The organism is Micromonospora ferruginea (assembly GCF_013694245.2).
In the GTDB taxonomy this organism is placed as follows: domain Bacteria; phylum Actinomycetota; class Actinomycetes; order Mycobacteriales; family Micromonosporaceae; genus Micromonospora; species Micromonospora robiginosa.
Genome location: NZ_CP059322.2, coordinates 334,600 through 360,261, shown reverse-complemented (window position 1 = coordinate 360,261; position 25,662 = coordinate 334,600). Strand labels below are relative to the sequence as shown.

Genomic DNA, 25,662 nt, shown 5'->3' with positions numbered 1-25,662 from the left:
CTGTGGCTACGGAACGCAAGCGCCCGGTGATCACCGCTGGTCTGCCGAGCCAGCTTCCGGACATCGACCCTGAAGAGACCAGCGAATGGGTCGAGTCGCTCGACGGTGTCATCGACGAGCGCGGAACCAAGCGCGCCCGGTACGTCATGCTTCGCCTGCTGGAGCGGGCCCGCGAGCGCCAGGTCGGGGTGCCGTCCCTGACCACCACCGACTACATCAACACCATTCCGCCGGAGCGGGAGCCGTGGTTCCCCGGTGACGAGCACATCGAGCGGCGGCTGCGGGCCTACATCCGGTGGAACGCCGCCATGCTGGTGCACCGGGCGCAGCGCCCGGAGATAGGCGTGGGCGGCCACATCTCCACGTTCGCCAGCTCGGCGTCGCTCTACGAGGTGGGCTTCAACCACTTCTTCCGCGGCAAGGAGCACCCGGGCGGCGGGGACCAGATCTACTACCAGGGTCACGCCTCCCCCGGCATGTACGCGCGGGCGTTCCTGGAGGGCCGGCTGAGCGCCGACCAGCTCGACGGCTTCCGGCAGGAGCTGTCGCACCGCGCCGGCTCGCTGCCCTCGTACCCGCACCCGCGGTTGATGCCGGACTTCTGGGAGTTCCCCACCGTCTCCATGGGCCTCGGCCCGCTGAACGCCATCTACCAGGCGCGGTTCAACCGCTACCTGCAGCACCGGGGCATCAAGGACACCTCCCAGCAGCACGTCTGGGCGTTCCTGGGCGACGGCGAGATGGACGAGGTCGAGTCGCTCGGCGCGATCGGCGTGGCCGCGCGCGAGGAGCTGGACAACCTCACCTTCGTGATCAACTGCAACCTCCAGCGGCTGGACGGTCCGGTCCGCGGCAACGGCAAGGTCATGCAGGAGCTGGAGGCGTTCTTCCGGGGCGCCGGCTGGAACGTGATCAAGGTGGTCTGGGGCCGGGAGTGGGACCCGCTGCTCGCGGCGGACACCGACGGCGCGCTGGTCAACCTGATGAACACCACGCCCGACGGTGACTACCAGACCTACAAGGCGGAGTCCGGGGCGTACGTCCGGGAGCACTTCTTCGGCCGCGACGCGCGGACCCGCAAGATGGTCGAGCACCTGAGCGACGACGAGATCTGGAACCTCAAGCGGGGCGGGCACGACTACCGCAAGCTCTACGCGGCCTACAAGGCGGCGATGGAGCACACCGGCCAGCCGACCGTCATCCTCGCCAAGACCATCAAGGGCTGGACGCTGGGCTCGCACTTCGAGGGCCGCAACGCCACGCACCAGATGAAGAAGCTGACGCTGGACGACCTGAAGCTGTTCCGCGACCGGCTCTACCTCGACATCCCGGACAAGCAGTTGGAGGAGAACCCCTACCTCCCGCCGTACTACACGCCGGACGAGAAGTCGGACGAGATGGAGTACCTGCGGGAGCGGCGGCGCCAGCTCGGCGGCTTCCTCCCGTCGCGTACCACCGAGCGCAGGACGCTGGCGATCCCGGGCAGCGAGCGGTTCGCCGACGTCAAGCGCGGGTCGGGCAAGCAGAAGGTGGCCACCACGATGGCCTTCGTCCGCCTGCTCAAGGACGTGATGAAGGACAAGGAGTTCGGCAAGCGCTGGGTGCCGATCATCCCGGACGAGGCCCGTACCTTCGGCATGGACTCGCTCTTCCCGACGCAGAAGATCTACTCGCCGCACGGCCAGCGCTACACCTCGGTCGACCGGGAGCTGTTCCTGTCCTACAAGGAGTCGACCACCGGGCAGATCCTGCACGAGGGCATCAACGAGGCCGGCTCGGTCGCCTCGTTCACCGCCGCCGGCACGTCGTACGCGACGCACGGCGAGCCGATGATCCCGATGTACATCTTCTACTCGATGTTCGGCTTCCAGCGCACCGGCGACGGGTTCTGGGCGGCGGCCGACCAGATGGCCCGGGGCTTCGTGCTCGGCGCGACCGCCGGCCGGACCACGCTCAACGGTGAGGGCCTCCAGCACGAGGACGGGCACTCGCTCCTGCTCGCCGCCACCAACCCGGCGGTGGTCGCGTACGACGCGGCGTTCGCGTTCGAGCTGGCGCACATCCTGGAGAACGGCCTGCACCGGATGTACGGCGAGGCGCAGGAGAACGTCTTCTACTACCTCACCGTCTACAACGAGCCGATCTTCCAGCCGGCCGAGCCGGAGGGTGTGGACACCGAGGGCATCGTCAAGGGCATCTACCGCTACTCGCCGGCGCCGCAGGTGGGCGCGGACGCGCCGAAGGCGAACGTGCTGGCCTCCGGCACCGGCATGCAGTGGGCGCTCAAGGCCCAGCAGTTGCTCGCCGAGGACTGGGGCGTGGCCGCCGACGTGTGGTCGGTGACGTCCTGGACCGAGCTGCGCCGCGACGCGGTGGAGTGCGAGGAGCACAACCTGCTCAACCCGGGCGAGGAGCAGCGGGTGCCGTACATCCAGCGGAAGCTGGCCGACGCCGAGGGCCCGAAGGTCGCGGTCAGCGACTGGATGCGCGCGGTGCCGGACCTGATCGCCCGCTGGGTGCCGGGTGACTACACCTCGCTCGGCACGGACGGTTTCGGCATGTCGGACACCCGGCACGCGCTGCGCCGCCACTTCCACGTGGACGCCGAGTCGGTGGCGGTCGCCACGCTGCGGCAGCTCGCCCTGCGCGGCGCGGTCCCGGCGCACGTGCCGGCCGACGCCGCCCGCAAGTACGCCCTGGACGACGTCAACGCCGCCCCGGTCGGCGAGACCGGCGGCGACAGCTAGCAGGTGAAAGGCGGGGCCCCTGCTTAACGCCTCCGGTAGAGGAGGGGCCCCCGCTTAACGCCGACGGACACGACGATGGTCCGGCGTCCCTGGTTGGGATGCCGGACCATCGTCGTTGCGGGCGACGCCGGGACTGGGACCCGGTCAGCCGACGGCGGCCAGGTCGGTCAGCCGGGCCAGCGAGTCCTCCAGGTCGGCGCCGACCCGGCGCAGGCCGAGCCGCAGCATGGCGGCCTTGACCGGCCCGGCGGGCCACCGCACCACGATCAGCCGGACGACCGTGCCGCCGGCCTCCTCGTCCGCGGTGAGCTGGACGTAGATCTCGGTGCGCGCCTCGGCCCGGGCGCCGGCGCCCTTGGCCCGTTCGCGCCAGCCGATCAGGGTCGGTTCCTGATAGGCGATCACCTCGGCCTCGTGGGCGGCGCCGCGCCCGGCCTGGACCAGTTGCCGCCGACCGAACCCCTCCCCGGAGAGGACCTCGGCCGCGCGGACCCCCGCCAGCCAGGCCGGCAACTGCTCGGCCCGCTGCACGACGTCCCAGACCACTTCTACCGGCGCCGCCACGTGCGCGCTACGTTCCACGAGGATCATGAGCGTCTTTCCCCCACTTAAATCACATCCGCGATATTTGGCACTCTATGTGTAAATCGGACTTAAGCGGACGGGATCGGAGAAGACACGCCGAACGCCCTTGTGTTGCCCGGCTTCCCGGCCTATAGCGCGGCGGCCGGCCGCCCCCTAGAGTCGCGAACACGCTTCATGTCTTGGGAGGGCGAATTGACGACCGTGCCGCTGCCCGACTTCCCCGCCGGCTTCCGCTGGGGGGTGTCCACCTCCGCGTACCAGATCGAGGGAGCGACCGGCGTCGACGGCCGGGGGCCGTCCATCTGGGACACGTTCGCCCGCGAGCCGGGCCGGATCGTCGACGGCAGCACCGGTGACGAGGCCTGCGACCACCGCCACCGGTACGCCGAGGACATCGCGCTGACGGCCGGGCTGGGCGTGTCCGCGTACCGGTTCTCGATCGCCTGGCCCCGGGTGCAGCCCGGCGGCGCCGGCCCGGCCAACGCCGCCGGGCTGGACTTCTACGACCGGCTGGTGGACGGCCTGCTCGCCGCCGGCGTCGACCCGGTCGCCACGCTCTTCCACTGGGACCTGCCCCAGCCGCTGGAGGACGCCGGCGGCTGGCTGAACCGCGACACCGCCGCCCGCTTCGCCGAGTACGCCGACCTGACCGCGGCCCGCCTCGGCGACCGGGTGAAGCTCTGGATCACGCTCAACGAGCCGTTCATCCACATGACCCTCGGCTACGGCATCGGCACCCACGCGCCCGGCCGGATGCTGCTCTTCGACTCCTTCCCGGTGGCGCACCACCAGCTCCTCGGGCACGGCCTCGCGGTCGCCGCGCTGCGCGCGCGCAGCACCAGCGAGGTGGCGATCGCCAACAACTACTCACCGGTGCGGCAGGTCGGCGACACCGACGCGGACCGGGTCGCCGCGCGGGCGTACGACGCGCTGCACAACCGGCTCTTCACCGACCCGCTGCTCGGTCGCGGTTACCCCGACGCGCCCGGCTTCGACCCGGCCGTGGTCCGGGACGGGGACCTCGACGTCATCGCCGCGCCGATCGACGTGCTCGGGGTGAACTACTACAACCCGACCGGCATCCGGGCGCCGGAGGAGGGCTCGCCGCTGCCGTTCGAGATGGTGCCGCTGGACGGCTACCCGCGCACCGCGTTCGACTGGCCGGTGGCCCCGGACGGACTGCGCGAGCTGCTCGGCCAGCTCCACGACCGCTACCGCGACGCGCTGCCGCCGATCCAGGTCACCGAGAGCGGATGCGCCTACGACGACGTGCCGGACGCCGACGGCCGGGTGCACGACCCGGAGCGGATCGCCTACCTGGACGGGCACGTGCGCGCGGTGCACGAGGCGATCGGCGCGGGCGTGCCGGTCACCGGGTACTTCGTCTGGTCGCTGCTGGACAACTGGGAGTGGGCGGAGGGGTTCACCAAGCGCTTCGGCCTGGTGCACGTCGACTACCCGACCCAGCGGCGGACCCCGAAGTCCTCGTACACCTGGTTCCGGGATCTGATCCGGCGATGACCACGGTGAACCCGACGCCGGCCTCGCTGCCGGCGGCGCTCGCCGAGCCGACCGTGCCGGTGCGGCGGAGCTGGATCGCGCTGATCTTCGCGGCCAACCTGGGCGTCTGGATGGCGTTCTTCACCCCGATCCAGGTGCTGCTGCCGCAGCAGATCGAACGCATCTCGCCCGGCGACAAGGAGGCCATGCTGGCGGTGGTGACCGGCCTCGGCGCGCTCGCCGCGGTGCTGGCCAACCCGCTCGCGGGCGCGCTGTCGGACCGTACCTCGCTGCGGCTGGCCAACCGGCACTTCGGCCGCCGGCACGTCTGGACCGCGACCGGCGCGGTGGTCGGCGCGCTCGCCCTGGTGCTGCTGGCCCGGCAGGACACCGTCGCCGGGGTGGCGGTGGCCTGGGTGGCCGCGCAGGTCTGCTTCAACGCGATGCTGGCCAGCCTCACCGCCGCGATCCCGGACCGGGTCCCGGTGGCCCAGCGCGGCGGCGTCTCCGGCTGGGTGGGCATCCCGCAGGCGCTCGGCCTGGTGCTCGGCGCGGTGCTGGTCACCGCCGTGGTCACCGGCAACGCCGCCGGGTACGCGGCGATCGCGCTCGCCGTGCTGCTGCTGTCGCTGCCGTTCGCGCTGCTCACCCAGGACGATCCGCTGCCCCGGGAGCACCGGTCGCCGCTGCGGGCGCGCGCCCTGCTCGCCTCGATGTGGATCAGCCCGCGCCGCCACCCCGACTTCGCCTGGGCCTGGTTCACCCGGTTCCTGGTGCAGTTGGGCAACGCGCTCGGCACGCTCTACCTGCTCTACTTCCTCACCGACGGGGTGCGGGTGGCCGACCCCGAGGGCTCGCTGTTGGTGCTGATCCTGCTCTACACGCTGGGCATGATGCTGACCGCGGTGGTCGCCGGGCGGATCTCCGACCGCTCCGGCCGGCGCAAGGTGTTCGTGATCGTCTCCGGGTTGATCATGGCGGTGGCGGCGACGCTGCTCGCGGTCGCGCCGGTCTGGCCGATGGCGATCGTGGCCGCGCTGCTGCTCGGCGCCGGCTACGGGGTCTACCTGGCGGTGGACGCCGCGTTGATCACCCAGGTGCTGCCCGCCGCCACCGACCGGGCCAAGGACCTGGGCGTGATCAACATCGCCAACTCCGCGCCGCAGGTGCTCGGGCCGGCGCTCTCCGCCCCGATCGTGGTCCACCTGGGCGGATACCCCACGCTCTACGCGGCCACCGCGGTGGTCACCCTGGTCGGCAGCGCCCTGGTCGTGAAGATCAAGGCGGTGCCCTGACCGGACCCCTGCCGGAAAGCGGTCGCGGCCCGCCGTAGGCTGGGGGACGTGACGGTACGTGTACGCTTCGCCCCCTCCCCGACCGGAATGTTCCACGTCGGCGGCGCCCGCTCGGCCCTGCAGAACTGGATCTTCGCCAAGCAGCAGGGCGGAGTGTTCGTGCTCCGCGTCGAGGACACCGACGCGGCCCGCAACCGGCCCGAGTGGACCGAGGGCATCCTCTCCGCGCTCGACTGGATCGGCATCGCGCGCGGCAGCTACGAGGGCCCCTACTTCCAGTCCTCCTACGCGGGCGAGCACCGGGCCGCCGCACAGCGCCTCTACGAGGCCGGCCGGGCCTACTACTGCGACTGCACCCGCGAGGACGTGCAGGCGCGTACCGGCTCGCAGCACCGCGGCTACGACGGGTTCTGCCGCGACCGGGGGCTGCCGGCGGGCGAGGGCCGGGCGCTGCGCTTCCGCACCCCGGACGAGGGCGAGACCGTGGTGGTCGACCTGATCCGCGGCGAGCCGACGTTCGAGAACAAGCTGATCGAGGACTTCGTCATCGCCCGGGGCGACGGCTCGCCGGTCTTCCTGCTGGCCAACGTGGTCGACGACATGACCATGGGGATCACCCACGTGATCCGGGCCGAGGAGCACCTGCCCAACACTCCGAAGCAGCAGTTGCTCTGGGACGCGCTCGGGGTCAAGCCGCCGATCTGGGCGCACGTGCCCGTGGTGGTCAACGAGAAGCGGCAGAAGCTGTCCAAGCGACGCGACAAGGTCGCCCTGGAGGCGTACCGGGACGAGGGCTACCTCGCCGACGCGATGCGCAACTACCTGATGCTGCTCGGCTGGGCGCCGTCGGGCGACCGGGAGATCGTACCCTGGTCGGTGATCGAGGACGAGTTCCGGCTCGACGAGGTCAACCCCTCCCCCGCCTTCTTCGACGAGAAGAAGCTGCGCGCGTTCAACGGCGAGTACATCCGGGCGCTGCCGGTCGAGGACTTCGTCGCGGCGTGCCAGCCGTGGCTCACCGGCACCGACACCATCGCCCCGCCGCCGTGGCAGCCGGCCGACCTCGACCCGGCCGCGTTCGCGGCGGTGGCCCCGCTGGCGCAGACCCGGATCGCGGTGCTCAGCGAGATCGTGCCGAACGTCGACTTCCTGTTCCTGGCCGACCCGCTGATCGACGAGGCGGCCTGGGCCAAGGCGATGAAGGAGGGCGCGGCCGACCTGCTGGACGCCGCGATCGCCGCGTTCGAGTCGCTGGAGTCCTGGGACGCCGAGTCGCTGAAGTCCACCCTGGAGGCGGTCGGCGCGGAGCGCGGGCTGAAGCTGGGCAAGGCACAGGCGCCGGTCCGCGTCGCCGTCACCGGACGCACCGTCGGCCTGCCGCTGTTCGAGTCCCTCGAGGTGCTCGGCCGCGAGCGCACGCTGACCCGGCTGCGCGCCGCCCGGGTGCGCCTGGTCTGAGCCTCACCCCGCGAGCCGCCGCGCCGCTGCCTGCGATGTGGCGGCCGGCAGGGGTCGGCGAGCCGGCGTGGCCGCGACGAACGTGAGGGCCGGCGGGATGCTCGGCGTGCCGCGACCGACGTGGCGGTGACCGCCAAGGTCCTCGGCGTGCCGCAGCGGCAGCCGGACGGGTGCCGGCGCATGGCTTGGACGGCCTGAGACGACCATCGTGCCCCAGTAGGTGCCCTCGCTGGCCTGAGGCACCCATGGCGCTCCAGTCACGCCCCGGCGGGCCGGTGAGTGGAACGCCATGGGTGCCTGGGTGGAGCTGAGACACCCATGGCGCTCCAGTGACGCTCCGACGCGTTGGTGGGTGGAACGCGATGGGTGTCTGGTGGGCCGGGGCCTCACCCGGCACGGCCCGCCCCGGTCGCAGCGCGGCACGGCGCGGCACGGCGCGGCGGGCTCCGGGTTGGCATCAGGTCAGCGTCGACGGGCGCGGCGGCGCAGCATCAGGCCGCCGGCCAGCGCGGCCAGCACCAGGACCGCGACGGGTGCCCACCACCAACCCGTACCCCCGTCGTCGTCCGCGGCGGCGACCGGGGTCGCACTCGCCGACGTCGGCGCGGCGCCGGTCGGCGCCGCGGTCGGGGTGGGCACGGCGGTGGTGGGCGTCGCGCTCGCCGACGGGGATTCGGCCGGGGTGCCGGTGGTCAGGGTGAAACGGATCTCGCCCTTCACCGGGTGCCCGTCGTCGGACGCGAGCTGGTAGGTCACGATGTAGAGCCCGGCCGCGCCCGGCGTGAACGGCACGCTCACCCGCTTGCCGGCGAACGTCGGCGCGCCGCCCGCGGCGGCCACGTTGTCCGGCCCGGTGACCGTCACCTTCGTGGTGGCCTCCTTCGGGGTGGCGAGGAAGCGCAGCTCGATCCGCTTCGGCGCGGTGGCCACCCGGGCGCCGTTCTCCGGATCGCTGCCGGTCAACGAGTTGTGCGCGGCGGCCGGCGTGGCCGGCGCCATCAGTGACACCCCCGCCGCCACCCCGAGCACCACCAACCAGGCACGTGCCGTGCCGGCAACCCTGCCCCCCATGAACCCCTCCGTCCGGGTAAGATCCGGCCGCTGATCTTCGGCCGTTCCATTGGTCGGTCTCAGCTCGCAGATAGTTCCAATTACTCTTCCACCTACTGCAACCACGCGACGTTCTGCGGAGTCTTTCAGGTGGGCGGGTCCGGTGCGACCCGCAGCGGAAGCCAGCCATCGAACGGGGCGAGGAGGCGGCGATGATCCGGAAGGTGAGACGGCTGTTGACCGTCGTGGCCGGGGCGGCGGTGGCACTCGCGTGCTCGCTCGCGCTCACCGGCACGACGGCCGCGACGGCCGCGCCGAAGCTCGCCCCACCCGGGGTGGACATCACCGGCGACCGGCTCGACCAGCCGCTCCAGCTCCGGGGTGACACCCGGCCGGCCGAGGTCAACATGATCATCGACCAGGTCAAGTGGCTGGGGGCGACCGGGCAGCTACGCGGTCCCGCCGCCAAGGACCTCGGTCCGAAGTACACCGTGGTGGTCCTCGTCGCCGGCACGCCGAAGAACACGTTCGACCTGTTCCCGCTGGCCAAGGGCGGCCCCCGGGTCTACCGGCCGGCCAAGCAGCCCGACCTGAGCCACCCCCGGGCCGGCTGGTTCCTGGGCCGCCTCAACATGTCCGAGACGCTGCGCGCCGTCGGGGTGCCGCTGGCGCCCCAGTTCGACACGCTCTCCGGCGGCATCGGGGGCGGCGAGCGGGCCCTGCCGGAGGAGGCGCTCGACCCGGTGGGCAACCTCGACACCGCGCTCGCCGAACTCCAGCGGCTGCTGCTGCTCAACATCGGCGTGGTGCTGGTGATCACCGTCGGGCTGGCCGGCATCGCGCTCCTGGTGCGCCGCCGCACCCGCTGAGCCCCACGCTCAGATCGTCAGCACGACCTTGCCCCGGACGTGCCCCGCCTCCACCAACCGCTGCGCCTCGGCCGCCTCCGCCAGCGGGAACGTCCGGGCCACGTGCACGGTGAGCCGGCCGGCGTCGACCAGGCCGGCCAGCACGCTCAGGTCGGCCGTCGACGGCTTGACGAAGACGTAGCTGCCGCCGAGCCGGGTCACGTGCTCGGGATCGGCCGTGGAGAGCAGCCGCGCCGGCCGGCCGATCAGCTCGGCGGAGACGTCCAGCGCGTCACCGCCGAACAGGTCCAGCACCACGTCCACCCCGTCGGGCGCGACCGCGCGGACCCGGTCCGCCAGACCGTCGCCGTAGGCGACCGGCTCCGCGCCCAGCGACCGGACGAAGTCGTGGTTCGCCTCGCTCGCCGTGCCGATCACCCGGTCCGCGCCGAGCGCCCGGGCCACCTGCACCGCCAGGTGCCCCACCCCGCCAGACGCGCCGTGCACCAACACGGTGTCGCCGGCGCCGGTGCGGGCCAACTGCAACGCCTGGTAGGCGGTCAGGCCGGCCAGCGGCAGCCCGGCCGCCTCCGGCCAGGACGCCTGCGCCGGCTTGTCGGCCAGGCACCGCTCCGGGGCCGGGACCAGTTCCGCGTACGTGCCGTGCTGCACGTCGTCGCGGCGGACGTAGCCGATCACCTCGTCGCCCACCGCGAACCCGGCCACCGCCGGGCCGACCGCCTCCACCACCCCGGCCGCGTCCCATCCCGGGACCAGCGGGAAGTGGCTCGGGAACGCGCCGTCCAGGTGGCCGGCGCGGACCTTCCAGTCGACCGGGTTGACCCCGGCGGCGCGCACCCGCACCAGGACCGTGTCCGGCCCGACGGGCGGGGTGGGCAACTCGTGCGGGGTGAGCCCGTCGGCCGGGCCGTACGCGTCGATCGCCATCGCCTTCACCCCACCCACGCTAACCGCCGGACGGGGCTCGCGTGGTCAGCACCAGCGGCGCGGCGGCCGTTCCCGGCGGATCGTGCGGTTGCCCGGGCGCACCGCGCCGTGCCGGTGGCCGCCCGCCCAGCCGGCCTGGTCGCTGCGGCAGGTCCGGGCCGGCGCCGGCTCGACCCCCGGGCACGCCGGCTCGACCACCCGCTGTCGCGGCACCGTGGGCTCGTCGTCGCGCTCGGGCGACCACCCGGCGGGCTCGCCCGGATGGGTCAGACCCGTCCGGCGCGGCTGGTCGTGGCCCGGCCGGCAGGGCTCGTCCTGGGCGCAGCCGTGCTCGGCCTCCCCGTGCGCCATTCCGGTCTCCTCACCCTCGCCGTCGCCCGTCGGGCGGAACGCCCCGACGCGCCCTGACACCGTACTGGCCCGGCCCGACGAGATCGTCAGCGCGTGCCGGTGGAGGTCGCCCGTCCGGGCCCGGGCCGCGCGCACCGGGTGGATCCGCTGGTCAACGCGTGTCAGGCTGGGGCGGTGAGCGAACCGGGCGGGACGGAGACGTCGGCGACGCTGCGCCGCATCGAGCGGGCCGCGGGCAGCCTGGCCACCGCCAGCGTGGCCCGGATGGACGAGAGCCTGCTGTGGTTCCGGGAGCTGCCCGCCGACCAGCGCTCGTGGGTGATGCTGGTCGCCCAGGCCGGCGTGCGGTCGCTGGTGCAGTGGCTGCGGCAGGGCGGCGGCGCGACCGACCGCACCCAGGAGGTGTCGGACGAGGTCTTCGCCACCGCGCCGCAGGCGCTCGCCCGCTCGATCAGCCTCCAGCAGACCGTGGCACTGATCAAGGTGACCATCGAGGTCGTCGAGGAGCAGGTGTCGGAGCTGGCCGTGCCGGGCGAGGAGCAGTCGCTGCGGGAGGCGGTGCTGCGCTTCTCCCGGGAGATCGCGTTCGCCGCCGCGCGGGTCTACGCCCGGGCCGCCGAGACCCGCGGCTCCTGGGACGCCCGGTTGCAGGCGCTGCTCGTCGACGCGCTGCTGCGCGGCGACTCGCCGGACGTGCTGGCCAGCCGGGCCGCCGCGCTGGGCTGGTCGGACGCGCCGCCGGTGGCGGTGGCGGTGGGCCGCTCCCCCGGCGGCGAGGTGGCCGCCGTGCTGCACACGGTCTACCGGCAGGCCCGCCGGATCGGCGTCGAGGTGATCGGCGGGGTGCACGGCGACCGGCTGGTCATCGTGCTCGGCGGGGCGGCCGACCCGCTGGCGGCGACCGAGAAGCTGCGTACCGCGTTCGGCGACGGGCCGGTGGTGGTCGGCCCGGCCGTGCCCAGCCTCGACGAGGCGACCGAGTCCGCGCGGGCGGCGCTGGCCGGCTTCCGGGCCGCGCCGGCCTGGCCGACCGCGCCGTGCCCGGTCGCCGCCGGGGAGCTGCTGCCCGAGCGGGCCCTGGCCGGCGACGCCGAGGCCCGCCGCCGGTTGCGCCACGACGTGTACGCGGCGCTGGCCCGCGCCGGAGGCGAGCTGCTGGAGACGCTCGACGCGTTCTTCGCCGCCGGCGGCACGCTGGAGAGCGCCGCGCGGGCGCTGTTCGTGCACCCGAACACGGTGCGTTACCGGCTCAAGCGGATCTCCGAGGTGACCGGCTTCTCGCCGCTGTCGCCGCGGGACGCGTTCGCGCTCCAGATCGCGCTGACCGTGGGCCGGCTCGACCCGGTGGCACCGGCCGTCGCACCGGTCCCGAACCAGACAGCGGGCGCAGCGGGTCGGAAAGCCGCCCAGAGCGGCGACGACCGCCGCCGATCTTTGTAGGAATCCTCTAAAGCTTCTAGTGCGGTTTCGTGCCGTGCGTTACAGCGCGACCCGCGAGTATCCGTCAGAGTCGTACACGTGCTCGCCGTACTCTCGCCCGGACAGGGTTCACAGAAGCCCGGTTTCCTGAACCCCTGGCTCGACGTCGCCGGTGTCGAGGCGCGCCTGCGTTGGTGGTCCGCGCTGGCCGGGGTCGACCTGATCCACCTCGGCACCCGGGCCGACGCGGACGAGATCAAGGACACCGCCCGCACCCAGCCGCTGCTGGTCGCCGCCGCGCTGCTGGCCGCCGAGCACCTGCCGATGCACGACGTGGCGCTGGTCGCCGGGCACAGCGTGGGCGAACTGGGCGCCGCCGCGCTGGCCGGGGTGCTGCCCGCCGAGGCGGCCGTGACGCTCGCCGGCGTACGCGGCCGGGAGATGGCCGCCGCCTGCGCGCTGGAGCCGACCGGGATGGCCGCCGTGCTCGGCGGCGACCCGGACGAGGTGCTCGCCGCGCTCGAGGCGCACGGGCTGTACGCGGCCAACCGCAACGGCGCCGGCCAGATCGTCGCCGCCGGCTCGCTCGCCGGGCTGGACAAGCTCGCCGCCGAGCCGCCGGCCCGGGCCCGGATCATCCGGCTCCAGGTGGCCGGCGCGTTCCACACCCCCTACATGGCCCCGGCCGAGGCCGCGCTGGCCGGCGTGGCCGCCGGTGTCACCGTCGCCGACCCGGCCCGGATCCTGCTGTCCAACCTCGACGGCGAGCCGGTCGGGCACGGCCGGGAGACCGTCCAGCGCCTGGTCCGGCAGGTGACCGCCCCGGTCCGCTGGGACCTGTGCATGCGCGCGCTCGCCGACCTCGGCGTCACCGGCGTGATCGAGCTGCCGCCCGCCGGCACGCTGGCCGGGCTGGTCAAGCGGGAGCTCAAGGGCGAGGGCGCGCCGGAGATCGTCACCCTGAACACCCCGGACGACCTGCCCGCCGCCCGGCGGCTCGCCGCCCGGCACGGCGGCCCCGCCGCTCACCCCCCGGTGGCCCGCTTCCGGGTGGTGGTCGCCCCCGCCGCCGGCGTCTTCACGCCGGTGGCCGAGCTGACCGAGGGCGCCGCGCTGCACGCCGGCCAGGTCCTCGGCCACGTCGACGGCCGGCAGGGGCCGGTCGAGGTGACCGCGCACCACACCGGGCCGCTCACCGAGTGGCTCGCGCACCACGCCGACCCGGTCGCCCCGGGCCAGCCCCTCGTCCGCATCGGAGGATCGCACTAAATGGTCGGCAGCCGGATCGCCGCGATGGGGCACTACCAGCCCTCCCGCGTGGTCACCAACGACGAACTCGCGCAGATGGTCGACACCAACGACGAGTGGATCCGCGACCGGGTCGGCATCGTCACCCGGCGGATCGCCGGCGACGAGACGGTGGCCGACATGGCCATCGCCGCCGCCGGCAAGGCACTCGCCAACTCGGGGCTGACCGCCGCCGACATCGACCTCGTCGTGGTGGCGACCTGCACGTCCGTGGACCGCAGCCCGAACGTGGCCTGCCGGGTCGCGGCCAAGCTGGGCATCAACGCGCCCGGGGCGTACGACATCAACACCGCCTGCTCCGGCTTCGCGTACGCGCTGGGCACGGTGGACCACGCGGTCCGGGCCGGCGCGGCGCGCAACGCGATCGTCATCGGCGCGGAGAAGCTCTCCGACTTCACCGACTGGACCGACCGGTCGACCTGCATCATCTTCGGCGACGGCGCCGGCGCGGCGGTGGTCACCGCGACCGCCGACGACGAGCCGGCCGGGATCGGGCCGGTGGTGTGGGGGTCCGCGCCGGAGAAGAGCGACGCGGTGCGGATCGAGGGCTGGCAGCCCTACATCGCGCAGGAGGGGCAGTCGGTGTTCCGCTGGGCCACCACCTCGCTGGCCCCGCTCGCGTTGCAGGCCTGCGAGCGGGCCGGGGTGCAGCCGTCGGAGCTGGCCGCGTTCGTGCCGCACCAGGCCAACGGCCGGATCATCGACGGCATCGCCAAGCGGCTGAACATCCCGGACGCGATCATCGCCAAGGACATCGTCGAGTCCGGCAACACGTCGGCGGCGAGCATCCCGCTGGCCCTGTCCAAGCTGGTCGAGCGGCGCGAGGTGCCCTCGGGCGCCCCGGTGCTGCTGTTCGGCTTCGGCGGCGGCCTGACCTACGCCGGTCAGGTCGTCCGCTGCCCCTGATGACCCCCTCGGGCGCGTACGCGCTCCAGGTGCGGTGGCCGGCGTCGCCGGGCACCGAGAAACCCCCGATGAGAGGAACCAACCGCAATGACCCGTGACGAGATCACCGCCGGCCTCGCCGAGATCCTCGAAGAGGTTGCCGGGGTGAACCCGGACGACGTGGCCGAGGGGAAGTCCTTCACCGACGACCTCGACGTCGACTCGCTCTCCATGGTGGAGGTCGTGGTGGCGGCCGAGGAGAAGTTCGGCGTCAAGATCCCGGACAACGAGGTGCAGAACCTGAAGACCGTCGGGGACGCGGTCAGCTACATCGAGGCGCAGTCCTGATCATGAGTCGCCCCGACGTCGTCGTCACCGGGCTCGGCGCGACGACCCCGCTCGGCGGGGACGTCGCGTCGACCTGGGACGCCATGCTCGCCGGCCGCTCCGGGGTGAGTGCGCTCACCCAGGAGTGGGCCGCGCAACTGCCCGTCCGGATCGCCGCCCAGCTGGCGGTGGACCCGGCCGAGGTGCTGGACCGGGTGAAGCTGCGCCGGCTGGACCGCTCGCAGGCGATCGCCCTGATCGCCGCGCGGGAGGCGTGGGCGGACGCCGGCCTGGCCGAACCCGGGGTCGACCCGGAACGGCTGGCGGTCAGCGTCGGCTCGGGCATCGGCGGCGCCACCACCCTGCTCGCCCAGGACGACATCCTGGAGGCGTCCGGCCCGCGGCGGGTCTCCCCGCACACGGTGCCGATGCTGATGCCGAACGGCCCGGCCGCCTGGGTCGGGCTGGAACTGGGCGCGAAGGCCGGCGTGCACTCGGTGGCCAGCGCCTGCGCGACCGGCGCGGAGGCGATCGCGCTGGGCCTGGACATCATCCGCTCCGGCCGGGCCGACGTGGTGGTGGCCGGCGGCACCGAGGCGGTCATCCACCCGCTGCCGATCGCCGGCTTCGCCTCGATGCGGGCCATGTCGACCCGCAACGACGAGCCGGAGAAGGCCTCCCGGCCGTGGGACAAGGCCCGCGACGGCTTCGTGCTCGGCGAGGGCGCGGGCCTGCTGGTGCTGGAGCGCGCCGACCACGCCGCCGCCCGCGGCGCGCGGGTCTACGCGCGCCTGGCCGGCGCCGGGATCACCTCCGACGCGTACGACATGGTGCAGCCGCACGCCGAGGGTGAGGGCGCCATCCGGGCCATCGCCAAGGCGGTCGCCGACTCGGACGTGGCCCGCACCGACATCGTGCACGTCAACGCGCACGCCACCTCCACGCCGGTGGGCGACATGCTGGAGATCGGCGCGCTGCACCAGGCGATCGGTGACCACCCGCTGCTCACCGCCACCAAGTCGATGACCGGGCACCTGCTCGGCGCGGCCGGTGCGCTGGAGTCGATCGCCACCATCCTGGCGATCCGCGACGGCGTGGTGCCGCCGACGATCAACCTGGACGACCCGGACGACGGGCTCAACCTGGACGTGGCCGCGCACAAGGCCCGGCACCTGGAGATCCCGGCCGCGTTGAACAACGCGTTCGGCTTCGGCGGCCACAACGTGGCGCTGGTCTTCACCCGCCCCTGAGGCGTGTAAGGCGGGGCCCCTTTTTAACAGACGTCTGTTAAAAAGGGGCCCCGCCTCACATCCGGTTGCGGGGGTGCTGCCGGGCGGTCCGCTCGTTGCCGCGCCGGTAGTTGCCGGTCCAGCGGGCCATGACCAGTTGCGGGTCGTCGTCGACCTCGGCCAGGAACTGCGCGGCCCGGCCACCGCGCAGCGTGCCCGCCGCCCGCCCGTGGTGCGTGATCACCACGGTGCCGTCGGCGCGTACGTCGTAGCGGAACCCCTGTGCTGCCTCTCCCATGGGCGCTGACCCTGCCACCCGGGCGTCCGGTGCCGCACCCGGGTTTCGCCGGACGGGGTGTTAAGCGGGGCCCCCTCCTCTACCGGAGGCGTTAACCGGGGGCCCCTCCTTACACCTTGCAGGTGGTGGCGGGGAGGCCGGGGACCGGGACCGGGGCGCGGCCCGTGGGGCGGGCCTTGCCGGCCAGCACCGCGGCCAGCGCGGTCATCGAGGCCCGGGTGGACGAGTAGGTCGCCAGCACCGTCGGCGACTTCGCCCCGGACAGCAGGTACGGGGTGTCCATGGCCACCGTCACGGCCGCGTCGGCGCGCAGGTCCTTCGCACCGTCGCCGTACCCGACGAGGTGCACCACGGTGCCGCCGGAGGACACCACCTTGACCCCGGCCGCGGTCAGCGCCTCGGTCAGCAACGCCCGGGTGCGGTCCCGGCCGCCGGAGGAGGTGACCCGGACCGGGCCGGTCACCGCGCCTCCGCACGAGCCGCGCAGCACGGTCACCGCGGCGGCGGCCAGGTCGGCGGCGGCCTTGCGGTGCTCGGCCGTGTCCAGCGTCGACAGCGCCGGCTGCGGGTGCCCGGCCAGCCGGAACTTCATGGTGAGCACCCGGGTGACCGCCTCGACCAGGCGGGTCCGCGGCAGCGAGCCGTCCTTGAGCGCGGCGCGCAGCCCGTCGTACGCCTGGTTCACGTTCGGGGTCATCAGGATGAGGTCGTTGCCGGCGTTGAGCGCGCGGACCGCCGCCTCACCGGGCGACCACTTCTTGGCCGGCGGCATGTTCATCCCGTCGGTGATCACCACGCCCTGGAAGCCGAGCTGGCCGCGGAGCACGTCGGTGAGCAGCTTGCGGGAGAACGTGGCCGGGGTGCCCGGGTCGATCGCCTTGACGTCGAGGTGCGCGGACATCACCGCCATCGCGCCGGCGTCGATCCCGGCCCGGAAGGGCGGGAACGCGGTGCGGTCCAGCGTGGCCCGGGACTGCCCGACCACCGGCAGCACGCTGTGCGAGTCGTCGGCGCTCAGGCCGTGCCCGGGGAAGTGCTTCACCGCGGCGCCCACGCCCTCGGCCTGCAGGCCGCGTACCGCGCCGGCGACCTGGGGGGACGCGGTGGCCGGGGTGGCCCCGAAGGACCGCGAGCCGATCACCGTGCTGCGGGTGGCCAGCACGTCGGCGACCGGCGCGAAGTCCAGGTTGACGCCCATCGCGGCCAGCTCCGCCCCGGCGGCCCGCCAGGCGGCCTCGGTCAGGGCCGGGTTGCCGGCCGCGCCGGCGGCGAGCGGGCTGGGCAACTGGGTCACCCCGTCGGTGATCCGGGTGACCACGCCGTACTCCTGGTCGGTGCCGACCAGGAACGGCGCGGCGCCGGCGGGCAGCTTGCCGGCGGCGGCGCGCAGCCCGTCGGTCAGCTCCCGGACCTGCTTGGGGCTGTCGACGTTCGTGGTCTCCTGGTTGCCCGAGGTCGGGTCGTCGGCGCTGAAGCCGACCAGGATGACGCCGCCGAGGCGGTACTTCGCCACCATCTCGGCGGGGGTGTCGACGCCGGCCAGGGCCCGGTTGCCGGCGGCCGAGCCGGCGGAGACCTCGGTGGCCGAGCTGCCGTAGGCGTACGGCATCAGCACCTGCCCGACCAGGTCCTCGTCGGAGAGCGTGGCGACCAGCGCCGCGGCCTGGGCGGCCGGGTCGGCGGTGGTGGGCGCCGGCGACGAGGGCGCGGAGGGCGCCGGCTTCGACGGGGCCGGGCGGGGCCGGTCCGGCCCGTCCGAGCAGCCGGAGACGAGCAGCGCGGTCAGTGCGGCGAGCGCGACGGCGGAGCGCCGCGGGGAAATCGACACGGGCCCCACCGTATCGGGGCAACTCGCCCCGCCGTCACCCCACCCGGGTGAGCAGCGTCACCGGGGCGCCGTCGCCGGCGTACCGGTAGGGCTCCAACTCGGCGTCCCAGGCGGTGCCGAGCGCCTTGTCCAGCGCGTGCGCCAGCGCCTCCGGGGCGCGCGCGGCGGCCATCAGGCTGCGCAGCCGGTCCTCGCCGAGCTGGATGTCGCCGGCCGCGCCGACGGTGGCCCGGAACAGCCCTCGTCCCGGGACGTACATGAAGCGCTCGCCGTCGACGCCGGGACTGGGTTCCTCGGTCACCTCGAAACGGATCATGGGCCACTGCCGGAGGGCAGCAGCCAGCTCGGCGCCCGTCCCCGGGCTGCCGGTCCAGCCGCACTCGGCGCGGCGGGCGCCGTGGTCGACGGGCTGCGCCGTCCAGTGCAGGTTGACCGGCGCGGCGAGGACGCGCGCGATCGCCCACTCGACGTGCGAGCACACGGCGAGCGGGGTCGAGTGGACGTATACGACGCCACGCGTTGGCACGGTGACCTCCCGGTGAGCCGAGGTGCGTCTTCCCCTACGACCTCGTCACCCGAGTGGCCTCTGGCACACATGATGACGGCTGTGACAGGTGGTGCGCCAGCGAATCGGAAAATTCGCCGGGGTCGGGCGGCCGGAAATACCCGGGTGGCCGACCCGGTTGTGTCCCGATGACGGCGCGACGACCAGCCAGGCGTCGTGGTCGTGTACAGTTCTCTGGGCGGTTCTGTGCCGCCGCACATCTTCGCGGGCCGGCGCCCATCCCGGGCGTCACCCGCATCAGCCCCCGGACGTTTCCCGTCCCCACCGTACGTCTGCAAGGAGTACCTCCGTGGCGAGCAACACCTCTAAGACCGCGCGCGCGTCAGTCCGGGCCGGCCAGGCTGGCCAGGGTGGCGCCCTCAGCGTGCTGGGCGAGTTCAAGTACCTGATCCCGCTCAACGGCGGCAAGCACGCCTACGTGCGCAACCTGACCAACGGCAAGACCGCGCACCTGCGCACCGACTCCGACGCCTTCGTCGAGGAGATCCGCGTGCTGGCCGCCGCCGGCCACGCCGCCAAGATCCGCGCCGAGATCAACGGCCTGGCCCAGTCCCACCCGGACCACGGCTGGGACGCCACCGAGAAGCGTCTGGTCGAGGCCGGCGTCTTCGAGGGCTGAGCGCCCTCACCCGCACCACCAGGACCGCCCGTCGGGGATCACCCCGGCGGGCGGTCCTGCGTCTCCTCCTCCGCCAGCACCGTGACCTCGCCGGTGGCCAGGTCGTAGAGCGCGCCCACCACGGCCAGCCCACCGGCCGCCACCGGGCCGGCGAGCAGGTCGTCGGCGCGCAGCGCGGCCACGGTCCGCCGCACGTGCCGGCGGATCGCCAGCGGATGCGCGGCCGGGTCGTCCAGCCCGACCTCGAGCACCGCCGGCGCGATCCGGTCCACCACGTAGGCCAGCGCCCCGCCGGGCCGCCGCCCGGTGCGCAGCGCGTCGACGGTCGAGGCGACCGCGCCGCAGCGCTCGTGGCCCAGCACCATCACCAGCCGTACGCCGAGCTGCCCCACCACGTACTCGATCGAGCCGCATACCGCGCGGTCCAGCACGTGCGCGCCGGTACGGATCACGCAGATCGACCCGAACGTCTGGTCGAAGATCGCCTCCAGCGGCACCCGGGAGTCGATGCAGCCCAGCACCACCGCGTACGGCTGCTGGTCGCCGGAGGCCACCGCCGCGGCGGCGCCGACGTCGTGCCCGTGCAGCGGCTGGCCGCTGACGAAGCGACGGTTGCCGGTGAGCAGCTCGGCCAGGGCGGCCCGGGGGCTCCGGGCGGCGGGCGTGGTCGGCATGCCCCCAGCCTGGTCACCGATCCGACCCGGCGCGGGCGGACGCGAATCTTCTCACCGTCCCGGTTGCCGTGGTGTCATGGCGGGTAACGCCGGTGTCACCGCCGGGTCACTCCGGTGACGCACCGGACGGCCCCGGGAGGTGGACCATGGAACTGCGGCTTCCCGACGACGTGCGCCTGCACGTCACGGTGACCGGTCCGGTCGACGCCGAGGTCACCGTGCTCCTGCTGCACGGGTGGACGCTGGACGGCCGCAGTTGGCACCGGCAGCTCGCCGACCTGCGGGAGCGTTTCGGCGACCGGGTGCGGGTGGTCGCCTACGACGCGCGCGGGCACGGCCGGTCGAGCTGCCTGGCCCTGCCCGATGCCACGCTGGCCCAGCTCGGCGACGACCTGGCCGCGGTGGTCGACGAGTTCGCCCCGTCCGGCCCGGTCGTGCTGGTCGGGCACTCGATGGGCGGGATGACCGTGATGGAGTACGCGCACCGCCACCCGGACCGGTTCGCCGCCCGCACCGCCGGCCTGGTCTTCGTCTCGACCACCGCGGAGGGGCACACGCACACCGCCTACGGGCTCTCGCCGCGGATCACCCGGTTGATCCGGCTGGCCGAGACCACCGGGGCCGGGGTGCTGGCCCGCTGCGGGGGCTGGCGGCCGCCGCACGCGCTGCTGCGCGCGTTGCGTCCCAGCATCCGGTGGATGCTCTTCGGCGACCGCTGCGACCCGGCGGACATCCGGCTGGTCACCTCCGCGGTGGCGCGCGCCACACTCCGCTCGATCGGCGGGTTCCGCGCCTCGATCGGCGCCCAGCACCGGCTGGAGACGCTGGCCGCGCTCGGTGGGCTGCCGGCCGCCGCGCTGGTCGGCGACCGGGACCGGCTGACGCCGCCGCCGTGCGCCGAGTCGATCGCGGCGGCGCTGCCGACGGCCGAGCTGACGGTCTGCCCCGGTGCCGGGCACATGCTGATGATGGAACGCCCGGACGTGGTGAACGCCGCCGTCGCGGGCGTGGTGAGCCGGGTGCTGACCGGCGGACGGACGGCCGGGAAACGGGTGGGAACAGCCGGATAACGGGCAACCGGCACCGGCGTGGGCCGGTCGCGCGGCATGGCCCCGACGTCCGGCTTGCCGGCGGCCCGTACCCTCATTCAGCCCGTCGCGCCGTTCGACCACAGGAGCACCGCGTTGACCGACCAGACCACGCTGGACCGGGAGATCGCCGCCGAGCAGCGGCACCTCGACCGGGTGTACGCCCGGCTGGCCGAGCTGCGCCGGTCCGCGGCCGACGCCGAGCGGGAGGGCTACCAGCTCGCCCGGGTCGGCACGTTCGGCGCGCTGGTCGAGCGGGACGCGATGGTCTTCCACGCCGCCCAGCGCCGGCACGTGCTGGACGCCGAGCACGAGGGGTTGGTCTTCGGCCGGCTGGACCTGCGGACCGGGCAGGTGCTGCACGTGGGCCGCCTCGGCGTGCGCGCCGACGACGCGGAGACGCTGGTGGTGGACTGGCGGGCGCCGGCCGCCGCCGCGTTCTACCAGGCCACGCCGGCCGAGCCGCGGGGCGTGGTGCGCCGGCGCACGATCCAGTCCGCCGCCGAGAAGGTCACCCGGATCGAGGACGACCTGCTGGACCCGGAGGCCGCCCCGCCGGACATGGCGGTGGTCGGCGACGGCGCGCTGCTGGCCACGCTGTCCCGGGCCACCGGTCGGGGCATGCGCGACATCGTGGCCACCATCCAGCGGGAGCAGGACGAGGCGATCCGCTCCCCCGGCAGCGGCGTCACGATCGTCTCCGGGGGTCCGGGCACCGGCAAGACGGCGGTGGCGCTGCACCGGGCCGCGTACCTGCTCTACTCCGACCGGGCCCGGTACGCCGGCGGCGGCATCCTGGTGGTCGGGCCGTCCGGCGTGTTCGTCGAGTACATCGCGTCGGTGCTGCCGTCGCTCGGCGAGGAGACCGCCACCCTGCACTCGCTCGGTTCGCTCTTCCCGGGCCTGTCCGCGACCCGGACGGACCCGCCGGAGGTGGCGGCGGTGAAGGGTTCGCTGCGGATGCGTCGGGTGCTGGAGCGCGCGGTCCGGGACGCGGTGCCGGACTCCCCGCCGGAGCTGCGCCTGCTCTACCGCGGTGAGCTGCTGCGGCTGGAGCGGCCGGCGCTGGACGCGGTCCGGGACCGGACGCTGGCCCGGGGCGCGCGCCGCAACGAGGTGCGCCGGGCGGCGTTCGACGCGGTGCTCGCCGCGCTCTACGCGCAGGCCCGCACGCTGCGGGTGGGGCGGCTGCCGGAGCAGCCGGCGTTCGAGGACGAGATCATCGAGCGGCCGGAGTTCCGCGAGTTCCTCAAGGCGTGGTGGCCCCGGCTGCACCCGCGCCACGTGCTGGGTTGGCTGGCCCGGCCGGAGCGGCTGCGCCGGTACGCCGGCGGGGTGCTCTCCTCGGCGGAGATCCGGTTGCTCGCCGACGCGTACCGGACGCTTGACGCCGAGGGGCTGACGGTGGCCGACATCGCGCTGCTGGACGAGCTGGACGCGCTGCTCGGCACGCCGGTGCGCCGGGCGAAGCCGAAGCGGGACCCGTACCAGTTGGCCGGCGGCGTGCGCGAGCTGAGCACGTACGCCGATCGGCAGCGCGCCGCGCGGGCGGCGGCCCGGGAGCGTCCGGCGGACTACCGCGACTACGCGCACGTGGTGGTGGACGAGTCGCAGGACGTCTCGCCGATGCAGTGGCGGATGGTGGGGCGGCGCGGGCGGCTGGCGTCCTGGACGGTGGTCGGCGACCCGGCGCAGACCGCCTGGACGGGCGACCCGCAGGAGCTGGACCGGGCCCGGGACCAGGCGTTGGGCCGGCGTCGCCGGCACCGCTACGAGCTGACCACCAACTACCGCAACTCGGCGGAGATCTTCGCGGTGGCAGCGGCGGAGATCCGCCGGCTGTACCCGGACCTGGCGTTGCCGGACGCGGTGCGCTCCACCGGCGTGCCGCCGGTCCAGCGCACGGTGGCCGCCGCCGAGCTGCCGTCGGCCACGGTCGAGGCGGCCCGGACGCTGCTGGCCGAGGTGGAGGGCACGGTCGGGGTGATCACACCGGTGCCGCGCCGGGACGAGGTGGCCGGCTGGCTGGGCGAGCTGGGCGGCGGCCGGCTCCAGGTGGTGACCAGCCTGCAGGCCAAGGGCATGGAGTACGACGGTGTGGTGCTGGTCGCGCCGGGCGAGATCCGGGCCGACCCGGGCTCCGGGGTGCGGACGCTCTACGTGGCGCTGTCCCGGGCCACCCAGCGCCTGACCACGCTCGATCCGGTGGGGTGACCCCACCCTCACTTGCACACATAGCGATGTGAGCATAGATTGGTCCCGGCCGAGACACGGGGCGGAGGGTGTGTGCGTGGGCGCAGGTCATGACCACAGCGGCGCGGTGGCCAACGCGGCGCACCGCCACCGAGGGCGACTCTGGGCCGCCTTCGCGCTGCTCACCGCGCTGATGCTGATCGAGGCGGTGGCCGCCTTCACGACCGGCTCGCTGGCGCTGCTCTCCGACGCCGGGCACATGTTCACCGACGTGCTCGGCATCGGCATGGCGCTCGCCGCGATCAGCGCCACCCGGCGCGCCCGCACCGACCCGCAGCGCACGTTCGGGCTCTATCGGCTGGAGGTGCTCGCGGCGCTGGCCAACGCGGTGCTGCTCGGCGCCGTCGCGGTCTACGTGCTAATCGAGGCGGTACGCCGGTTCGGCGAGCCGCCGGAGGTGCTCGCCGGCCCGATGCTCGTGGTCGCCGTGCTCGGCCTGCTCGCCAACGTCGCCGCGTTCGCGCTGCTGCGCTCCGGCGCGCAGGAGAGCATCAACCTGCGCGGGGCCTACCTGGAGGTGCTCGGCGACCTGCTCGGCTCGCTCGGCGTGATCGGCGCCGCGCTGGTCATCGCGGTCACCGACTGGTGGTGGGCCGACCCGGTGGTCGCCGTGGCGATCGGCCTGTTCATCCTGCCGCGCACCTGGCGGCTCGGCCGCGCCGCGGTCCGCATCCTGGTGCAGGCCGCGCCGGAGCACCTCCAGGTGACCGCGGTGCACGACCGGCTGACCGCCGTGCCCGGCGTGGCGGAGGTGCACGACCTGCACGTCTGGACGCTCACCTCGGGCATGGACGTCGCCTCGGCGCACCTGACGATCGACCCGGGCGCCGAGGTCGCCACCGTGCTGGCCGCGGCCCGGGACGCCCTGCACGAGGACTTCTCGATCGACCACGCCACGTTGCAGATCGAGCCCGGAGCGTCAGCCGGCGCCTGCGGTCCGACCGAGTGGTAATTAGGACAGACTTAAATCAGTGTAGTTATTGTAGGCTTATGCCGGTTTTGCCCGGTAACCGGCCCCGGTCCACGGCGCCGGCTCCGGGCAGCGCCGGTAGGCTCGGTCCCGGCCGCACCACGGGTGCCACTCCGGCACCTCTCGGCGCGGCCGGCGCCTAATCGCCCGCAGGGCGAGCCGGGGAACCACGTACGTGGGGTGCATCCGCGTCAGCGGTAGGGATCTTCCGTCCCGAACCCGTCAGCTAACCCGGTCGGCGGTTGACGGAAGGACACGTGAATGCCCACAGTGGCACCTGTACGACGGACGGCCGCCCGGTTGGCGGCCCTGCTCGTCGCGATGCTGGCCCTCGGTGTCGCGACCGTGCCGGTCTCCCCCGCCTCGGCGGCGCGGGCGGCCTCCCCGACCGGCCTGCTCGCCGCCGCACCCGGCGACGACGAGGGCGGCACCCCCGCGCTGCGCGAACAACTCGACGCGGCCAGCAAGGGCTGGCTCGACGCCAAGGCCGCGCTGAACCGCTCGGTGACCCGGCAGAAGCAGCTCAACGACCGGCTCAAGACCATCGACGTGGAGCTGACCGAGCGCGACGCCAAGGTCGGCGAGATCGCCGGGGTGGCCTACCGCACCGGCCGGATGGGCACCGCCGCGGCGCTGCTCGCCAGCCGCACCCCGGAGGGCTTCATGGACCGGGCCGCGGCTTTGGAGACGGTCGCCGCGCACGAGGACCGGACGCTGCGCGACCTGATCACCACCCGGGACGAGGCGATCCGCACCCGCACCGCGCTCGACGGCGAGATCCTGGAGCAGCGCAAGCAGGTCACGCTCATGGGCAAGCGCAAGGAGCAGGCCGAGCGGGCGCTGGAGGTGGCGAACAAGCGCAGCGCCACCACCCGCGACAGCGACGACGGTGGCAGCACCCGGGGCACGTCCACGGCGAACGCGACGCCGGCCAAGCGCAACTCCGACGGGTCGTGGCCGGCGGAGTCGTGCAGCGTCAACGACCCGACGCCGGCCAGCGGCTGCATCACCCCGCGCACGTTGCACGCGTTGCAGCAGGCCAAGGCCGCCGGCTTCACCCGGTACGTCTCCTGCCACCGACCCAGCGGCTCGGGTGAGCACCCGAAGGGACGGGCCTGCGACTTCGCCGCGCAGAAGGACGGCTTCGGCGGCGTCGCCAGCGGCGGCGACCGGACGTACGGCAACAACCTGTCCGCGTACTTCATCCGCAACGCCGACCCGCTCGCCGTGCTCTACGTGATCTGGTTCAAGCGGATCTGGCTGCCCAGCAGCGGCTGGAAGTCGTACAGCGGCGGCAACGGCGACCCGTCCAGCGACCACACCAACCACGTGCACCTGTCGGTCTACTAACGCGCACTACGCTCCACGACGTACCCCGGATGTCGTCGCGCGGCCCACGACGTGGGCCGCGCGACCC

23 protein-coding genes and 1 riboswitch are annotated in these 25,662 nt (G+C 73.9%); of the genes, 15 read left to right on the top strand and 8 right to left on the bottom strand.

What is annotated here, in order from left to right; translation table 11 throughout:
- Nucleotides 1–2: 2 nt before the first annotated feature.
- Nucleotides 3–2,747: a pyruvate dehydrogenase (acetyl-transferring), homodimeric type gene (aceE, locus tag H1D33_RS01805; RefSeq protein ID WP_181569719.1), complete on the top strand. Its 2,745-nt coding sequence runs from the start codon at nt 3–5 to the stop codon at nt 2,745–2,747.
- A gap of 144 nt (nt 2,748–2,891) precedes the next feature.
- Here the strand turns inward: aceE and H1D33_RS01800 are convergent, their stop codons facing one another.
- Nucleotides 2,892–3,338, bottom strand: a complete 447-nt coding sequence (locus tag H1D33_RS01800; RefSeq protein ID WP_181569720.1) for an SRPBCC family protein — start codon at nt 3,336–3,338, stop codon at nt 2,892–2,894.
- Between the two features lie 168 nt (nt 3,339–3,506).
- On the opposite strand from H1D33_RS01800, the gene H1D33_RS01795 reads away from it, so the two are divergent.
- From H1D33_RS01795 to gltX, 3 genes are read left to right on the top strand one after another with little or no spacing between them, the layout of a single operon-like run.
- On the top strand, nt 3,507–4,853 hold the full coding sequence (locus H1D33_RS01795) for a GH1 family beta-glucosidase (RefSeq protein ID WP_181569721.1): 1,347 nt from the start codon (nt 3,507–3,509) through the stop codon (nt 4,851–4,853).
- Nucleotides 4,850–6,127: an MFS transporter gene (locus tag H1D33_RS01790; RefSeq protein WP_181569722.1), complete on the top strand. Its 1,278-nt coding sequence runs from the start codon at nt 4,850–4,852 to the stop codon at nt 6,125–6,127. The genes H1D33_RS01795 and H1D33_RS01790 overlap by 4 nt, the downstream gene beginning before the upstream one ends.
- A 48-nt stretch (nt 6,128–6,175) precedes the next feature.
- Nucleotides 6,176–7,585 carry a glutamate--tRNA ligase gene (gltX, locus tag H1D33_RS01785; protein ID WP_181569723.1) on the top strand — a complete coding sequence of 470 codons (1,410 nt, stop codon included), beginning with the start codon at nt 6,176–6,178 and terminating at the stop codon, nt 7,583–7,585.
- A 462-nt stretch (nt 7,586–8,047) separates the two neighbouring features.
- Here the strand turns inward: gltX and H1D33_RS01780 are convergent, their stop codons facing one another.
- Nucleotides 8,048–8,656, bottom strand: a complete 609-nt coding sequence (locus H1D33_RS01780) for a copper resistance CopC family protein (RefSeq protein WP_181569724.1) — start codon at nt 8,654–8,656, stop codon at nt 8,048–8,050.
- Between the two features lie 191 nt (nt 8,657–8,847).
- On the opposite strand from H1D33_RS01780, the gene H1D33_RS01775 reads away from it, so the two are divergent.
- Entirely contained in the window at nt 8,848–9,504 is a 657-nt protein-coding gene (locus H1D33_RS01775; RefSeq protein WP_181569725.1) for a hypothetical protein, read from the top strand.
- Between the two features lie 9 nt (nt 9,505–9,513).
- On the opposite strand, the gene H1D33_RS01770 is transcribed toward H1D33_RS01775, so the two are convergent.
- A complete protein-coding gene (locus tag H1D33_RS01770) occupies nt 9,514–10,431 on the bottom strand; it encodes an NADP-dependent oxidoreductase (RefSeq protein ID WP_220138810.1) in 918 nt (305 codons plus the stop codon).
- 45 nt (nt 10,432–10,476) lie between these two features.
- On the bottom strand, nt 10,477–10,782 hold the full coding sequence (locus tag H1D33_RS01765) for a hypothetical protein (protein WP_181569727.1): 306 nt from the start codon (nt 10,780–10,782) through the stop codon (nt 10,477–10,479).
- A 93-nt stretch (nt 10,783–10,875) separates the two neighbouring features.
- Here H1D33_RS01765 and H1D33_RS01760 point away from each other — a divergent pair, with 93 nt between their 5' ends.
- From H1D33_RS01760 to fabF, 5 genes are all read left to right on the top strand, one after another.
- Nucleotides 10,876–12,222 (top strand): PucR family transcriptional regulator, encoded by a 1,347-nt coding sequence (locus H1D33_RS01760; RefSeq protein WP_414685474.1) that lies wholly within the window; start codon nt 10,876–10,878, stop codon nt 12,220–12,222.
- A gap of 78 nt (nt 12,223–12,300) precedes the next feature.
- On the top strand, nt 12,301–13,470 hold the full coding sequence (locus H1D33_RS01755; protein ID WP_181569729.1) for an acyltransferase domain-containing protein: 1,170 nt from the start codon (nt 12,301–12,303) through the stop codon (nt 13,468–13,470).
- Nucleotides 13,471–14,415: a beta-ketoacyl-ACP synthase III gene (locus H1D33_RS01750; RefSeq protein ID WP_181569730.1), complete on the top strand. Its 945-nt coding sequence runs from the start codon at nt 13,471–13,473 to the stop codon at nt 14,413–14,415.
- An 87-nt stretch (nt 14,416–14,502) separates the two neighbouring features.
- Nucleotides 14,503–14,742 carry an acyl carrier protein gene (locus H1D33_RS01745; RefSeq protein WP_007072348.1) on the top strand — a complete coding sequence of 80 codons (240 nt, stop codon included), beginning with the start codon at nt 14,503–14,505 and terminating at the stop codon, nt 14,740–14,742.
- A gap of 2 nt (nt 14,743–14,744) precedes the next feature.
- Nucleotides 14,745–15,971, top strand: a complete 1,227-nt coding sequence (gene fabF / locus H1D33_RS01740; RefSeq protein ID WP_181569731.1) for a beta-ketoacyl-ACP synthase II — start codon at nt 14,745–14,747, stop codon at nt 15,969–15,971.
- 55 nt (nt 15,972–16,026) lie between these two features.
- Here the strand turns inward: fabF and H1D33_RS01735 are convergent, their stop codons facing one another.
- From H1D33_RS01735 to H1D33_RS01725, 3 genes are all read right to left on the bottom strand, one after another.
- Nucleotides 16,027–16,248: a hypothetical protein gene (locus H1D33_RS01735; RefSeq protein ID WP_181569732.1), complete on the bottom strand. Its 222-nt coding sequence runs from the start codon at nt 16,246–16,248 to the stop codon at nt 16,027–16,029.
- 109 nt (nt 16,249–16,357) lie between these two features.
- Nucleotides 16,358–18,085, bottom strand: a complete 1,728-nt coding sequence (locus tag H1D33_RS01730; protein ID WP_181569733.1) for a glycoside hydrolase family 3 protein — start codon at nt 18,083–18,085, stop codon at nt 16,358–16,360.
- A 25-nt stretch (nt 18,086–18,110) separates the two neighbouring features.
- A complete protein-coding gene (locus H1D33_RS01725) occupies nt 18,111–18,602 on the bottom strand; it encodes a DUF3145 domain-containing protein (protein ID WP_091058888.1) in 492 nt (163 codons plus the stop codon).
- 328 nt (nt 18,603–18,930) lie between these two features.
- Between H1D33_RS01725 and H1D33_RS01720 the strand changes: the two genes are divergently transcribed.
- Nucleotides 18,931–19,260: a hypothetical protein gene (locus H1D33_RS01720; protein WP_181569734.1), complete on the top strand. Its 330-nt coding sequence runs from the start codon at nt 18,931–18,933 to the stop codon at nt 19,258–19,260.
- Between the two features lie 38 nt (nt 19,261–19,298).
- On the opposite strand, the gene H1D33_RS01715 is transcribed toward H1D33_RS01720, so the two are convergent.
- On the bottom strand, nt 19,299–19,934 hold the full coding sequence (locus H1D33_RS01715; protein ID WP_181569735.1) for a carbonic anhydrase: 636 nt from the start codon (nt 19,932–19,934) through the stop codon (nt 19,299–19,301).
- 146 nt (nt 19,935–20,080) lie between these two features.
- On the opposite strand from H1D33_RS01715, the gene H1D33_RS01710 reads away from it, so the two are divergent.
- The 4 genes from H1D33_RS01710 to H1D33_RS01695 all read left to right on the top strand — a co-directional run bounded on the left by H1D33_RS01710 (nt 20,081) and on the right by H1D33_RS01695 (nt 25,595).
- Nucleotides 20,081–21,004, top strand: coding sequence for an alpha/beta fold hydrolase (locus tag H1D33_RS01710; protein WP_181569736.1), 924 nt, complete (start codon nt 20,081–20,083; stop codon nt 21,002–21,004).
- 114 nt (nt 21,005–21,118) lie between these two features.
- Complete coding sequence (locus tag H1D33_RS01705) at nt 21,119–23,236, top strand: HelD family protein (protein ID WP_181569737.1); 2,118 nt, start codon at nt 21,119–21,121, stop codon at nt 23,234–23,236.
- A 76-nt stretch (nt 23,237–23,312) separates the two neighbouring features.
- Nucleotides 23,313–24,227, top strand: coding sequence for a cation diffusion facilitator family transporter (locus H1D33_RS01700; RefSeq protein ID WP_181569738.1), 915 nt, complete (start codon nt 23,313–23,315; stop codon nt 24,225–24,227).
- A gap of 144 nt (nt 24,228–24,371) precedes the next feature.
- Nucleotides 24,372–24,501: riboswitch (cyclic di-AMP (ydaO/yuaA leader) on the top strand.
- A 5-nt stretch (nt 24,502–24,506) separates the two neighbouring features.
- Nucleotides 24,507–25,595: a coiled-coil domain-containing protein gene (locus H1D33_RS01695; RefSeq protein WP_181569739.1), complete on the top strand. Its 1,089-nt coding sequence runs from the start codon at nt 24,507–24,509 to the stop codon at nt 25,593–25,595.
- Nucleotides 25,596–25,662 lie beyond the last annotated feature (67 nt).

What these genes read in the sequence shown, in the direction of transcription:
- H1D33_RS01735 (WP_181569732.1), bottom strand. Translation starts at nt 16,248, where the DNA reads ATGGGAGAGGCAGCACAGGGGTTCCGCTACGACGTACGCGCCGACGGC.
- H1D33_RS01765 (WP_181569727.1), bottom strand. Translation starts at nt 10,782, where the DNA reads ATGGCGCACGGGGAGGCCGAGCACGGCTGCGCCCAGGACGAGCCCTGC.
- H1D33_RS01790 (WP_181569722.1), top strand. Translation starts at nt 4,850, where the DNA reads ATGACCACGGTGAACCCGACGCCGGCCTCGCTGCCGGCGGCGCTCGCC.
- H1D33_RS01695 (WP_181569739.1), top strand. Translation starts at nt 24,507, where the DNA reads ATGCCCACAGTGGCACCTGTACGACGGACGGCCGCCCGGTTGGCGGCC.
- H1D33_RS01800 (WP_181569720.1), bottom strand. Translation starts at nt 3,338, where the DNA reads ATGATCCTCGTGGAACGTAGCGCGCACGTGGCGGCGCCGGTAGAAGTG.
- H1D33_RS01780 (WP_181569724.1), bottom strand. Translation starts at nt 8,656, where the DNA reads ATGGGGGGCAGGGTTGCCGGCACGGCACGTGCCTGGTTGGTGGTGCTC.
- fabF (WP_181569731.1), top strand. Translation starts at nt 14,745, where the DNA reads ATGAGTCGCCCCGACGTCGTCGTCACCGGGCTCGGCGCGACGACCCCG.
- H1D33_RS01745 (WP_007072348.1), top strand. Translation starts at nt 14,503, where the DNA reads ATGACCCGTGACGAGATCACCGCCGGCCTCGCCGAGATCCTCGAAGAG.
- H1D33_RS01795 (WP_181569721.1), top strand. Translation starts at nt 3,507, where the DNA reads ATGTCTTGGGAGGGCGAATTGACGACCGTGCCGCTGCCCGACTTCCCC.
- H1D33_RS01775 (WP_181569725.1), top strand. Translation starts at nt 8,848, where the DNA reads ATGATCCGGAAGGTGAGACGGCTGTTGACCGTCGTGGCCGGGGCGGCG.
- H1D33_RS01750 (WP_181569730.1), top strand. Translation starts at nt 13,471, where the DNA reads ATGGTCGGCAGCCGGATCGCCGCGATGGGGCACTACCAGCCCTCCCGC.
- H1D33_RS01710 (WP_181569736.1), top strand. Translation starts at nt 20,081, where the DNA reads ATGGAACTGCGGCTTCCCGACGACGTGCGCCTGCACGTCACGGTGACC.
- H1D33_RS01715 (WP_181569735.1), bottom strand. Translation starts at nt 19,934, where the DNA reads ATGCCGACCACGCCCGCCGCCCGGAGCCCCCGGGCCGCCCTGGCCGAG.
- H1D33_RS01770 (WP_220138810.1), bottom strand. Translation starts at nt 10,431, where the DNA reads ATGGCGATCGACGCGTACGGCCCGGCCGACGGGCTCACCCCGCACGAG.